Annotated in this window: 11 protein-coding genes; 6 read left to right on the top strand and 5 right to left on the bottom strand. The window is 61.7% G+C overall.

Features of this window, described 5'->3' with window-relative positions; translation table 11 throughout:
• Positions 1 to 564 precede the first annotated feature (564 nt).
• Positions 565 to 1,302: an SAM-dependent methyltransferase gene (locus MCUTH_RS08380; protein ID WP_066958016.1), complete on the bottom strand. Its 738-nt coding sequence runs from the start codon at positions 1,300 to 1,302 to the stop codon at positions 565 to 567.
• Between the two features lie 145 nt (positions 1,303 to 1,447).
• On the opposite strand from MCUTH_RS08380, the gene MCUTH_RS08375 reads away from it, so the two are divergent.
• The 3 genes from MCUTH_RS08375 (at position 1,448) to MCUTH_RS08365 (ending at position 4,763) form a co-directional block, all read left to right on the top strand.
• Positions 1,448 to 3,319 (top strand): PAS domain-containing protein, encoded by a 1,872-nt coding sequence (locus MCUTH_RS08375; protein ID WP_066958014.1) that lies wholly within the window; start codon positions 1,448 to 1,450, stop codon positions 3,317 to 3,319.
• Positions 3,320 to 3,511: 192 nt separating this feature from the next.
• Complete coding sequence (locus tag MCUTH_RS08370) at positions 3,512 to 4,006, top strand: HEAT repeat domain-containing protein (protein WP_066958011.1); 495 nt, start codon at positions 3,512 to 3,514, stop codon at positions 4,004 to 4,006.
• A gap of 91 nt (positions 4,007 to 4,097) precedes the next feature.
• Positions 4,098 to 4,763: a hypothetical protein gene (locus MCUTH_RS08365; protein ID WP_066958009.1), complete on the top strand. Its 666-nt coding sequence runs from the start codon at positions 4,098 to 4,100 to the stop codon at positions 4,761 to 4,763.
• On the opposite strand, the gene MCUTH_RS08360 is transcribed toward MCUTH_RS08365, so the two are convergent.
• The 4 genes from MCUTH_RS08360 to MCUTH_RS11975 all read right to left on the bottom strand — a co-directional run bounded on the left by MCUTH_RS08360 (position 4,760) and on the right by MCUTH_RS11975 (position 9,291).
• Complete coding sequence (locus tag MCUTH_RS08360; RefSeq protein WP_236707444.1) at positions 4,760 to 5,404, bottom strand: hypothetical protein; 645 nt, start codon at positions 5,402 to 5,404, stop codon at positions 4,760 to 4,762. The two genes, MCUTH_RS08365 and MCUTH_RS08360, sit on opposite strands and share 4 nt — an antisense overlap.
• Before the next feature lie 5 nt (positions 5,405 to 5,409).
• On the bottom strand, positions 5,410 to 6,369 hold the full coding sequence (locus MCUTH_RS08355; protein ID WP_066958007.1) for a hypothetical protein: 960 nt from the start codon (positions 6,367 to 6,369) through the stop codon (positions 5,410 to 5,412).
• Between the two features lie 392 nt (positions 6,370 to 6,761).
• Positions 6,762 to 8,957 carry an alpha-glucan family phosphorylase gene (gene glgP, locus MCUTH_RS08350; RefSeq protein WP_066958001.1) on the bottom strand — a complete coding sequence of 732 codons (2,196 nt, stop codon included), beginning with the start codon at positions 8,955 to 8,957 and terminating at the stop codon, positions 6,762 to 6,764.
• Positions 8,839 to 9,291: a 2TM domain-containing protein gene (locus MCUTH_RS11975; protein WP_224732782.1), complete on the bottom strand. Its 453-nt coding sequence runs from the start codon at positions 9,289 to 9,291 to the stop codon at positions 8,839 to 8,841. The genes glgP and MCUTH_RS11975 overlap by 119 nt, the downstream gene beginning before the upstream one ends.
• Positions 9,292 to 9,546: 255 nt before the next feature.
• Between MCUTH_RS11975 and MCUTH_RS08340 the strand changes: the two genes are divergently transcribed.
• From MCUTH_RS08340 to MCUTH_RS08330, 3 genes are read left to right on the top strand one after another with little or no spacing between them, the layout of a single operon-like run.
• Positions 9,547 to 10,272 carry an ABC transporter ATP-binding protein gene (locus MCUTH_RS08340; protein ID WP_066957997.1) on the top strand — a complete coding sequence of 242 codons (726 nt, stop codon included), beginning with the start codon at positions 9,547 to 9,549 and terminating at the stop codon, positions 10,270 to 10,272.
• Positions 10,259 to 11,662, top strand: a complete 1,404-nt coding sequence (locus MCUTH_RS08335) for a hypothetical protein (RefSeq protein WP_066957996.1) — start codon at positions 10,259 to 10,261, stop codon at positions 11,660 to 11,662. The genes MCUTH_RS08340 and MCUTH_RS08335 overlap by 14 nt, the downstream gene beginning before the upstream one ends.
• 55 nt (positions 11,663 to 11,717) lie before the next feature.
• Entirely contained in the window at positions 11,718 to 12,095 is a 378-nt protein-coding gene (locus tag MCUTH_RS08330; protein WP_066957994.1) for a hypothetical protein, read from the top strand.
• The last annotated feature ends 154 nt before the right edge of the window (positions 12,096 to 12,249 follow it).

Here is a 12,249-nt window from a genome sequence, read left to right as displayed (position 1 = left end):
AGGTGCATCCCGTCCGGGTGAAGACCTCGACCGTCAGGGCGCCTGATTGCGGAGAAACTCGAATGTGACGGCCTTGCTGGTGATTGCACGTGACCCGGGTATGCCTCCCAGATGCGTGACCGACGGAGGCTATCGGAGCGAGAAAGAGGGCGTACCAGCGCCGGAGGTGGTGCAGGGGGTGGGTACCCACCCGACCGCCCAAACACGGCAAACGCCGCACGCGACGTGTAAGTGCGAATACCTCCCACCGGGAGGTGTTCCACTCGCGTCTACAAGTTCTCTCATGTCACCGGGGTAATAGTTCCCCAAATTATTAGATGATCCGGGCGATATTTATACGATTCTATTTAATTCCGCCCATCAATCCTCATTTTCGCTTCAAATTACCGAAAGACTTTTTGAACATAGGATAGCTTCCCGAGCTATCGTAACTTTCCAGTCCATATGGGGAGAAAAAAGGACAGATTGACGACTTGAATCAGAAAGGATTCTTTCAAACTGTCTGACATGTGGCATACGGGGGAGGGTGCGCAGCCCCGCTCCCGCATCAGGGCTAGCGGCTGCTCACCAGAACCCGGGCACCAGGACATACATCGCCCAGCCCATGTACTCGCGGCCGTAACCGAAGTACTCGTCCTGGATACGGTGGAGGTAATCGATCATCCATTCGCGTTCGGGGTGATCGGGGTGCTCCGCGAGCCAGGAGAGGATCGCCTGCCAGATCCCGGACTCGTAGCGGTCCCAGTCCTCAGGGCTTGACCGAAAAACCGCGGCGATATCGAATCCGGCATCCCGGACGATGCCGAGGATCTCGTACTCCGTCAGGACGTCGGGCCATGCCCGGGCGAACTCGGGCGGAGTGCTGTCGGACCGCCAGCAACGGTCCCCGATGACGATGGTCCCCTCATCCGATACCATCCCCACAAGGGCGTCGAGCGTCGCGGCAAACCCGCCCCAGATATGGGAGGCCCCGATTGCTGCGGCACAGTCGAACGGCTCGTCGGGGACGTACTCCCGGGCGTCCATGCACCGGACAGCCATCCGATCGGTAAGTCCCGCCGCCTGGAACGTCTCCTCAGAGCGGCGGCAGGCATCCTCCCGGGCCTCAATCCCAAGGCCTGATATCCCGTACTCGCGCCCCCAGAGGGCGAGGATCGTTCCGTTCCCGCACCCGGGCTCGACGACGCGGGCCCCCTCCCGGAGCACGGCCGCCCGTCCGGCGGCAAGCACCTTCTCGGGCGTCGTGGGGTTCATGATCGCAAGCCCTCCCTGGGATATGCTGACGAGTTCGTTCTTCTCCATGAATAAGAGGCCTCCGGGCCTTCTCATACAGGGTAGGCGGTCCGGCCATATATCCATAACACCCCGTATCAGCCCATCGAGGCCTTTGTAGCGCCGTTTCTCTCCGAAGGGTACCCATATATACCAAGATCGTCACCGTCATGCTATGCCCCCGGACCATGATATCCCGGGGAGAGCCCTGCGGGCCCTCAAGTCCCGGCCGAAGGGCATGACGATCACCGAACTTGCAAAGGCCCTCGGTGTGAACCGGAACTCGGTCTCAAAGCACCTCGAGGTGCTGCAGGCCGCCGGCCAGGTCGATCTCCAACTCGTCGGGAATGCCAAGGTCTACTCCATCGCACAGCGCGTGCCCCTCTCGGCGTTTCTCTGCTTCACGAAGAACCTGATCCTGGTCCTCGATGCCGACCTCGTCATCGTTCAGGCCAACGACCAGTGCCTTGCGCGATTGGGACGCCCAAAAGAGGAGGTTGTAGGCCAAAACCTACGTGAGGCCAACCTCCCCATCGTCTCGTCCCCACAAGCCCTTGCGGTTGTCGAAAGCCTCGAACGGGAGCAGGTGATCACCGATATCCGCTACCGGCACGAGAACGGCAGGGAGGCCTTCTATCAGATGCAGGCGATCCCGACGACGTTCGAGGACGGGACGAAGGGGTGCACGATAGTCCTCGAGGATATCACCGACCGGAAGCGCTATACCCAGAACATGGCGTTCCTCGCCCGGACGGCGATCGACCTCGTCGACCTCCAGCCGGTGGAGGATATCTACCGCTACATCGCCGAAGGGCTTGCGGAACTCGTGCCGGGTGCGTATGCCTACATCTTCTCCTACGATGCGGCCGACCGGCAGTTCATCATCCGGGATCTCGCTGGCGAGGGGTTCCGGGAGGGGCTTACGGAACTCCTGGGAGAGGGCCCCGTCGGCCTCTCCCTCCCGATCGGCCGGATCTTTGATCCCCCATACAACCAGACCCCCCACTCGGTGCGCGGCATACAGGAGTTCGTCCTCCGTCCCGAACCCTCCTCGTGGTCGCTCTACGACCTCTGCTTTGAGGCGATCCCAAGAGAGGTCTGCGAGGCGATCCTTGCCCGGTTCGATATCCAGACGCTCTGGGTCATGGGGCTGGTCTGGCGCGATGAGGTCTTCGGCATGGCCGGGGTCTTTCTCTCCCCGGGAAAGGGACTTGAGAACCGGGAGACGGTGGAGTCGTTCGTCCGGCAGGCTTCCATATCCCTTGCGCGGCGCGAGGCCGCCGAGCACCTCCGGCAGAGCGAGGCGCGGTTCCGGGGCATGATCGATTCGTCCCCCTTCGGGGTCGCGCTCATCGACCAGGATGGCCGGTTTACCTACACAAACCGGAGGTTTTGGGAGATATTCGGCTACGAGCCGGAGAGCAAAACCACGGCCATCGAGTGGAGCCGCCGGATCTTCCCTGACGACAACGACCGGCTGGAGGCCATCAGGGCCTGGCAATCGGACCTCAAACGATCGGCTCCAGGCCGGATTCGCCCCCGGACATTCGTCATCCGATCCAGGGACGGACAGAAGAAGACGATCCTTTCGCGTGCCGTCACGCTCCCTGACGGGACGGAATATGTTACCTGCGAGGACATCACCGAAGAGGTGCAGACCTACCGCATCCTTCTTGCGGATATCGCCGACCTGCGACGGCGGGAACAGGAACTCCTCATCAAAGACCGTGCGATCGCCTGCACCCAGCGGGCGGTCGCCCTCCTCGACCCGGACGGGGTGGTGACCTATGCGAACGCCGCATACCTCGCCCTCTGGGGTTACCCGACCGCAGAGGAGGTGCAGGGGTCACACTTCTCCCGGTTCTGGGAGCGGTCCGACGAACTCCAAGATATCGTTCGGACAGTCCTCGACGGCGGGTCCTGTCAAGGCGAGCAGACAGGCATCCGGAGCGATGGTGAGGCGTTCCGGACCGACCTCCTCGGGACGCCGATCGTCAGCAACGACGGTAAGGTGATCGGCATGATGGCGGCAGTTACTGCCAGGTAGATGAAAGCGACGTTTCGCCAGGAAAAGAACTGGAGCACCACCAGGTGCTCCAGGCGACGGGGCCGACCGCCCCGGAGAGGACACATAAACCTATGCCCGGCAGAGCCGTTGCGCAGCACTGTACGGCGATTCTGGTTTGTAAAGGCTTATTTTAACCCCGGAACATCCAGCATTCGCACAGGAGGTGCAGAGATGCAGAAGACCATCGAGAAGAGAGAGGCAAAAGACGCAACACGGGTCCGGGAGTTGATACAGGTCATGCTGAACGCCGACACCTACACCAGCCTGAAGGCCATTGCCGACCTCGGGGAGATCGGGGCTCCGGCGGTTGGACCGTTGGTTCAGACCCTTCTCTCCACCGAGAGCAACGCACGCTGGACCGTTGCGATGGCGCTCGCGCGCCTCGGCGCTGAAGCGGTCGAGCAACTCGTCGGGGTTGTGCTCGTCACGGACGACGAGATCAAGAACCCCGCAATCTGGGCGCTTGCCGAGATCGGTGACCCTCGGGCGGTCAGCCCGCTGGTCGAGACCCTCCAGACCAGCAAGTCCGAGTGCTGCCGGGCCCTGACCGCCGCGGCCCTGCTGAAACTGGGAGACCCGGCCGGCATCGCCGAGGTGGAGAGGGCGTTTGAGCGCTTCGGCAGGCAGTTCGAAGACCATACTATGGAAGCCTTCGAGGGGACATGAAGCAGTCCCCCTTGAAACCACACCCTTTTTGATTCGCCGCTGGCCGGATAAATGAGTAACTACTAATAGGCTCTCCCAAAAAGAGATAACTATGCAAAGGCTCCACATCCTGCTCCTGATTCTCCTTGCGGCCGCTACGATCGCCGGAGGCTGCACGGAGACGGAGAGTACCGAAGCAGATATCCAGTCGCTCTCCCCAACCCCGTTGCCTGTGCCGACCGAGGTGGAGGCGGCGGTGGCAGGCCATCCGGCCCCCACGCCGCCCGTCCCGTCCCGCGATAAAGGGCCGCTGAGAGTGGAGTTCCTCGACCCGTGGATCTACCACACCCCGACCCCGACACCCACGATCGCGACGACGAAGCAGCCCGACGATATCCGGATCTCTGAAGGCATGACCGAGTACGCAGTGGTGGCCGCCTCGGATCTCTCCTTCACCCCACGGGACTTCATCACCGAGGCTTACCACATCCCCTTCCCTTACTGGGCAGTCAACGTGAGCGCGGTGCCGATAGACGACTTCCCCCTGATCACGGTGCAGATCCAAGATCCAGAGGACCCAAACCATATCATCGAGAGCATCAGATACACAAGGAACGAATTCCCGTTCCTAAACTCCACCACTTCCAGGGAATTTATCGAGAAGGACCAACGGTTCTTCATCAAGGAAGGATACAAGGACTACCGCTTTGTCATTCACACGGAGGCGGTACGATCGTTTAAGATCACCGTCTACGTCCCGACAAAGTATCTCGTTTAGGCGGGGGGAACCCTCCCCGCCCCTTCCGCGGCACGGAGTTCACGATTATAGTCCATGACCGCGACGATGTACTCCCGCCACGCCTGGTCAGCCTCGGCGAGGTTTCTGTCAGCCACCGTGTACTCCTTGAGATCGTAGGCGGTGGCAGCCGACGACCAGAGTGAAAACGCGCGGTTCAGGTTGTCGAGCGCCCGGATGTAAGCGGACTGCACCCCGGCGTACTCTTTCGGAAGACTATCCGCACTGATGACCTGCCGGTGGTAGGCCGTGACGGCCCTGCCATACTCTGCGATGGCTGCAAACTCCTGCGTATAGGCATCAGCCTCGGCGATTGAGGTATTGCGGGATTGCATATGGGCCGAGATCTTCTCATGGATTAAAGAGAGATCGGCCTCCGAAGCCGCCACATGGCCGGCGAAGATTGCAACCTCTCGGTCTTCATTGTAGTCATGAATAAGCGTCCATCCGACGAAGGCAATTGCTATAAGAGCAACCACCACCCACACAGCAACAAGTACTTTCCTCAGGCCGGCGGCGATCTTTGAGAGGCTGGGGACCTTAATGTTCTGGAGACCGGGGACCTTAAGGTCCTGGAGGCGAGGGATTTTAAGATCTTGAAGGGCAGGAATCTTCAGGTCCACGGCTCTCACGCTCCTCCTTTCGGCAGCCGGACCGGATAGATCTGGTACTCCTCAGGCGTGGGGATGTAGCAGATGGGGATGATCCGCGGGTTCTCGGATCTCACACTCGCGATCGAGGCATCCTGGGTGTCGCCGATGGCGAGCGGCTTCCCCCAGCGCGCAGTACTGTAGCGTGAGACGTAATTCCACTCGAAATCCGTCCCTTCGACGTAATAGTAGCGCTTTCCTTCGTGTGTGAAGTACCTCGGCAAGTATTTCGCATAGTAGGGGTTGAACGCATCCATCCGGATGCCGAGAGCCATGTGATCCGAGTACTCAAGCAGCACCGTATCATAGCCAAGAACGTCGAGGAGCCCGGCCATCAGGATAGCCGCATCCTCGCAGTCCCCCCTCCCGTCGACGAGGGTCTCGACGGGATACTTGGGGTATTCGATACTGCCTTTCACGGACAGGGTGTGTGGGGGGAGGGTGCCTTCGATATAGGATGTCGTGTTCCCGTCCGCATCGTAGGGGATCTGCTGGACGAAGAAGATGAGATTCATCAGCCGGAAGTACTCCTTGTCCGGGTTGTCGACCGGAGGCGCAATCTGCCGGGCGAGGTCCTCAAGGACCGGCCGGTCAGCATCCTCGAGGGCGTACCGGCCCCAGTAGAGATGATCGGCATAGCGCGGCGTCTCCCGGTGCTCATGGAAGAGCGCTTTTGGAACACTGATCTCTGTCGTATGGACACCGCCGTCGATCGACGTCCAGCGGAAACTCCGGGTATAGACCTCGCCGTCGTCCGGCAGGGGCGTCGCGGTCGCTACCGGCGTGGGCGGGCGATATTCAGGCAGTTCCGGGAGAGGTACCGTTTCACGGGAGCCCAAGCCGATCGGCTCCCCTAGAAGCATGGGCTTGACTACGAGGGCAATGACCAGGATCACGATCCCGCCCGCGAGGACGGGGAGAACGTCCTTTAACTCCATATCAAAACCTTAAACGTTGGCCTCAGGTAGAGATATTTGATCTCGTCTGTTAAAAAACGTTAACGGTTTCTATCAGTCGAATATTAATTCCGAAAAAATTAATATTCAGTATTATATTTAGATTCGAACATCCCCGACAACGTGGCGCCTTCCCACCAGCAGGCCGCATCATTCCTCCGCCTCCGCGACCAAGAAGAGGGGCGGGACGAACTCCGGTGACGCCAAAAGGGGATCAACCAGCCACGCCTCGTTCTCATGGCCGAACGCACGCGGGCCATGTCGTGGATCGCCGGGTAGTCGTCTTCCGCCGCGTGAGGTGCCTTTTATTGCAGGAATCCCTGTTACCCCCATACACCTGCGTGATTCCCAGTTGAAGTCGGGGGCATCCCGGGTCACCGGGGAAGGCAGACCTCCTCGAGCCCGGCCATCTGCCTCCCGGATCCGGTTGCATACGTGCAGACCGAAGGGTAGTACCTGGTGATATACTCCTTGAGCATCCGGATGGAACTGTACTGCGGCGCAATACTCTTTATCGACTCCTTCATCATCCGAACCCACTTATGCGGGATGTCGTCCATTGTTCGCGAGTAGTAGAGCGGTGCGATCTCGTTCTCGATGAGGTCGTAAAGCATCTCCGCATCGGGCTCGATCCCCTCCATCGTGGCGGGGCGGCCCTCGATGGCCCAGCCGTTCCTCCCGTTGTAACCTTCGATCCACCAGCCGTCGAGAACCGAGAGGTTTAAGACCCCGTTCATCCCCGCCTTCATGCCGCTCGTGCCGCTCGCCTCCATGAGCGGGACGGGGGTGTTCATCCAGACATCAACCCCGTGGACCATGTAGTGGGCAAGTTGCTCGTCGTAATCCTCGACGAACGCGATTCGGCCGCCGAACCGGGGATCCTGGGCATACAGGTAGATCCTCTGCAGGATCTGCTTGCCCCGCTCGTCGGCCGGATGGGCCTTCCCGGCGAAGATGAACTGCACGGGTCTCCAGCGGTTGTTCACGATCCGGTCGAGCCGGTCCAGGTCCTGGAAGATCAGGTCCGCCCGCTTGTACTCGGCAAACCGGCGGGCAAACCCGATCGTCAGCGCCGAGGTGTCGAGCATGAGCCCCTCGGCGGCGAGGTTTGCAGGCTCATCACGGTGCCCCGCCCACTTGAGACGTTTCCGCTCCCGGATTCGGGCAAAGAGTTTCATCTTCAGCCACTGGTGCTCACGCCAGAGTTCTTCGTCCGGGATCTCATCGATCACCTCCCATATGGTCGGATTATCGTAGTCCTCCCGCCAGTCCGGGTGAATCGGATCCATGTACCGGTCGATGAGCCACTCGATCCGGTGGTTCAGCCACGTGGGCACGTGCACACCGTTTGTGACATAGTCGATCGGCACCTTCTCGACCGGGTGCTCGGGCCAGAGGGGTTGCCACATCTCCCGGGCAACCTCGCCGTGTTTTTTAGAGACGCCGTTATGGAAGCGGCTCATTCGGAACGCAAACGCGGTCATGTTGAATCCGGCGCCCGGGTTATGCGGGTCCTCCCCGAGGGCCATGAACTCGTCCCAGGTAAGACCGAGCGAGGAGCAGTAATTGCGGAAGTACTTCGACATCAGGTCCTCGGGGAAGACGTCGTGAGCGGCGGGGACAGGGGTGTGGGTGGTGAAGATCGAGGTGCCCCGGACCTGCTCGCGCGCCTCCTCAAACGACATCCCGGCGACGATCCGCTCCCTGAGCCGCTCAAGCAGAGCGAACGCGGAATGGCCCTCGTTTAGGTGCATCGCCGAGTAGTCGATCCCGAGGGTATGAATGACCTTCCGCCCCCCGATGCCGAGCACCACCTCCTGCCGCAGCCGGCTCTCGATCTCCTTTAGGTAAAGGCGGTGGGAGATGCTCCGGTTCTCGGGAAGGTTCTCATCGATATGGGTATCGAGGAGGTAGAGAGGGACACGCCCCACCTGCACCTTCCAGACCGCAACGTGGATGGGAGGGTCGAGCAGAGGGACCTGGACCACGAGCTGGCGGCCGTTATCGTCGAGAACCCGGAGGACCGGGGCGGCATCGCGATCCAGGATCTCGGCGACGTTCTTCTGCCACCCGTTCGCCTCGATATGCTGGTGAAGATAACCCTCGGCATACATGAACCCGACAGCGACCGTCGGCACGCCGAGATCGCTCGCTGCTTTGATGTGATCCCCGGCGAGGACGCCAAGCCCCCCCGCGTAGAACGGAAGTGAGTGGTGCACTCCAAATTCGCTTGAGAGGTAGGCGATCGTCAGCGGCACCCGGCCGGGGTAGTGCTGCGCAAACCAGCTCGTCCTCGGCTCCATGTACTGCCGGAACCGGTGCATGATGATATCGTAACGGCGGAGAAATTCTGGATTCGTTGCCGCACGCTCGAAGTACCGGGGTGGTGTGTCCTGGAGCATCCTGACCGGGTTGTGGCGGCTCATCTTCCACTCCTCCCGGTTCAGCTGCTTAAAAAGGACGCTCGCCGAGGAATGCCAGCTCCACCAGAGGTTGTACGCGAGGTCGACCAGTCCGAAGATTCGCTCCGGGACATGGGCGAATCGGTCGTAGGGTATCTCCGTCTTCATCGTGCCGGGGCATTACCTGTCGCACCTGATAAGTGCTTCTGTCGGAGGGGCGGATCACCGCCGCCGATCGCGCTCCATGATCTCGCGGATCGTTCGCTCTTCCCCACGCCCTGCCAAAGACCCGGTCCCCGGCAAAGACGCCGATCGCGTGCAGCGCCAGGCCCACGCCCCAGAAGATGGTCACCCAGTAGAACCAGAGGCCCCCGGGATCGGTCAGGATGTTGAAGGCGAAGAGGAGGACGTTGACGATGATGTAGGCGGCAAGGTGCACATAGAAGCCCTGCAGCCCCTCGACATACTCCTTTGCACGCGCATACCGTTCCTGTTCGTCCATGAGGATGTGGTAAACAATCAGAGTAGATATTAATATCTGCTACCGGGCGGCCCGGGCCTGCAGGGAGCAGAACCTGCGCCTCTCTCCGTCGCCGGCAATATTCGGACAGTAGCGAGGTTCCTTCCGGGATAAAACCGGAAGCGTTCAGAAAGTTTTTGTTAAGTCACACGCAGTTCAGCCGAAATAGATCGAAAGGTATTATACTGGCCTTGTGCCGATGTTCATCCACCAAAGACCCGGAGGAGCATGACTACAATGCGGCAGATGATCGAGGCGGTCGACCTCACGAAGGACTACGGCAGCGTCACCGCGGTGAACAGGGTATCGTTCTCGGTCGCGGAAGGGGAACTCTTCGGCCTGCTCGGTCCGAACGGCTCGGGCAAGACGACGATGATCCGGATGCTGACCGGACAGGTCCGGCCGACCGCGGGATCGGCCCGGGTGATGGGGCTCGATGTGGCCGACGATCCCATCGCGGTCCGCAGACTCGTCGGGATCATCCCCGAGCAGGAGACCCCGCCGAGTTTCCTCACCGCCGAGGAGTACCTCCACTTCGTGGCCCGCATCCGCAACCTTGACGCCGTCGAGGAGCGGTGCGACCACTGGTTTGACCTGCTGGAGTTCGGAGAGAAGCGCAACGTCCTCTGCAAAGACCTCTCGCGGGGCACCCGGCAGAAACTGATGTTTGCGCAGGCCTTCCTCCACCGGCCCCGGCTCGCCCTCATCGACGAACCGCTGATCAACCTGGACCCGATCGTGCAGCGGACGGTCAAGGACTTCCTGGAGGACTACGTCCAGGACGGCGGGACCGTCTTCCTCTCCACCCACATCCTCGAGATCGCCGCCGAGATCTGCGACCGGATCGGGGTCATCCATAACGGCAGGCTCCTCTCCTGCGGCCGGACCGAGGACCTTGCCGGGTCCGGCCGCAGCCTTGAACGTTTCTTCCTCGACCTGGTGCGGGGCGATGCCGGTGCCTGACCTCTTCTTTACAATGATGAAGGAGGAGTGGCGGATGCACTCGACGGTCTTTGGGAGCCGGGGGTTTGCCCTCTTCCCGGTGGTGGTCGCCACGTTCGCCTTCCTCGGGTCGCTCACCCTCCCGGTCTTCTCGGACGTCCTCCCGCACCAAACGGCAGCCCTCCTGGCGCTGGTCCTCTTCCTCCTCATGGGCGTGATGGTCGGGTCGTTCGGGCTTATGGGCCGGGAGTTCATGAACCGCCGGTTCGGGCAGGCAAGCCTGATCGCCTACGCCTCCCGGAGCCTCCCGGTATCGGAGCGGCGGATATTTGCCGCCTTTTTCGCAAAAGATACCGTCTACTACATCCTGCTCTACGTCCTCCCCTTCGCGGCGGGGTTTACCGCAGCAACGCCGTTCGTCTCCCTTGACCCGATGTTGGGCCTCCTCGCGTTCGTCTCGCTCACGCTCGCCTTCCTCATGGGGCTCTCCGCCGTCTGCCTCCTCTCGACCCTCTACGCACGCTCCGTCCGGCTCCTCATAGGAGCGGCCGCAGTGCTCGCGGTATCCGGGATTGCGGTCTCACATTCCGGCATCCCCGTCTTCCCCCCATACGCCTTCCTCCTCGACCCGGCCCCCCGACCGCTCGTGCTCGCGCTCCTCCTCATCCTGGTCCCGGCCGCCGCCTCGGTCCTCCTCGTCACCGTCGACTACCCGGACCGGACGAAGCGGTTTAGAAACAGCCTCGACCCCATCGCCGGGAGGCTCCGCCGCCTCGGGAGCGCGCACTTCATCGCCAAAGACGCCCTCGACCTCCTCCGGAGCGAAGGCGGCGCCGGGAAGGTGATCTTCTCCTTCCTCCTCCCGCTCGGGTTGATCTGGGTCTGCCTCCGGATCCTGATCCGGTTCATCCCGGGGATCGACCCCCTGGTCGTCTTTGCGGTCCTCCTCGGTGTGATATCGGCCACCATCTACAACTGGCTGACGGAGTTCGACTCCTTCTCGGCCTACGCCTTCCTGCCGGTGGAGGTCGCCGGGGTGATCGACGCCAAACTGAAGAGTTACGCCCTCGCAAATCTCCTCCCGCTCGCGGTCCTCGTGCTTGCGGCGGCGACCTCCGCCGGCGGGGCGGGGTCGTTCCTCCCGGCCCTCGCGACCTTCCTCTCGGTCTCTGCCTACACCCTGGCAGTGACCGTCTACCTCACCGGCCTCTACCCGAACGTCATGCTCTACCATGCCGGGGTCTTCCTCCGCTACGTCCTCGCGACGAGCCCGGCGCTCCTTCTCCTGATCTTCGCGTCGCTCCTCAACCCCGCGTACGGGTTTTTAAGCCTCCTCCTCGTCCTGCCGGCGGCGCTCCTCATCGCCCGCGGGCGGACGAGGTGGCGGGCGTGGGAGATGCCGGGGTATTGACACTTTCACCCCGCGCACGGCGCGGGTTTTAGTCAGGTGCGGGAGACTCCCGGGTATGCTGAAAAGAGCAGGCTACCTCCAGAGGTGCAGGTGCGCCGCAGTCGATGAAGAGGGGAGAACCTGCCGGATCGTCGAGGTCGTGCTCCACGGCCGGCGGTTCGGGGTCAGGGTCGGGGAACTCCGGCAGGCGCTCGACGGCCGGCGCCCTGCCCGGGTCGGACCGCTCCGCGATGATTGGGGGATGGTCCTCGGGGGCACGGTCGGCCGCGCGGAGCGGTCTCGGTCGGGAGCGGCGATCGTCGTTGAACTCGTCACCGGGGAGCGCTACACTGTCCCGGCCGCGGCACTCCGGGCAGTCCTCGCCCGTGCCGCCGCCTTCGCGCCCATCGCCGCCGTCCTCCCTGCCGGCAGGCGGACTCCCGTCACCGGGTGACACCCGTCTTGTGGGACACACAGAAGGCGACCAATCACAGACATTGGTCCTGATCACGATGAGCAGCATCCAAGGAGATGCTCGATATGTTTGCGGGAAGCACAACAAATACTTTCAACCCACGTACCTAAACCTTAATAATATATGTGTCACC

The sequence above is a fragment of the Methanoculleus thermophilus genome, from assembly GCF_001571405.1.
GTDB classification, from domain to species: Archaea; Halobacteriota; Methanomicrobia; order Methanomicrobiales; family Methanoculleaceae; genus Methanoculleus; species Methanoculleus thermophilus.
This window is presented reverse-complemented; position numbering and strand designations above follow the sequence as displayed.

Coding starts and splice junctions, on each gene's coding strand:
- MCUTH_RS08370 (WP_066958011.1), top strand. CDS start 3,512: ATGCAGAAGACCATCGAGAAGAGAGAGGCAAAAGACGCAACACGGGTC.
- MCUTH_RS08380 (WP_066958016.1), bottom strand. CDS start 1,302: ATGGAGAAGAACGAACTCGTCAGCATATCCCAGGGAGGGCTTGCGATC.
- MCUTH_RS08330 (WP_066957994.1), top strand. CDS start 11,718: ATGCTGAAAAGAGCAGGCTACCTCCAGAGGTGCAGGTGCGCCGCAGTC.
- MCUTH_RS08335 (WP_066957996.1), top strand. CDS start 10,259: ATGCCGGTGCCTGACCTCTTCTTTACAATGATGAAGGAGGAGTGGCGG.
- MCUTH_RS08340 (WP_066957997.1), top strand. CDS start 9,547: ATGCGGCAGATGATCGAGGCGGTCGACCTCACGAAGGACTACGGCAGC.
- MCUTH_RS08365 (WP_066958009.1), top strand. CDS start 4,098: ATGCAAAGGCTCCACATCCTGCTCCTGATTCTCCTTGCGGCCGCTACG.
- MCUTH_RS08355 (WP_066958007.1), bottom strand. CDS start 6,369: ATGGAGTTAAAGGACGTTCTCCCCGTCCTCGCGGGCGGGATCGTGATC.
- glgP (WP_066958001.1), bottom strand. CDS start 8,957: ATGAAGACGGAGATACCCTACGACCGATTCGCCCATGTCCCGGAGCGA.
- MCUTH_RS11975 (WP_224732782.1), bottom strand. CDS start 9,291: ATGGACGAACAGGAACGGTATGCGCGTGCAAAGGAGTATGTCGAGGGG.
- MCUTH_RS08375 (WP_066958014.1), top strand. CDS start 1,448: ATGCCCCCGGACCATGATATCCCGGGGAGAGCCCTGCGGGCCCTCAAG.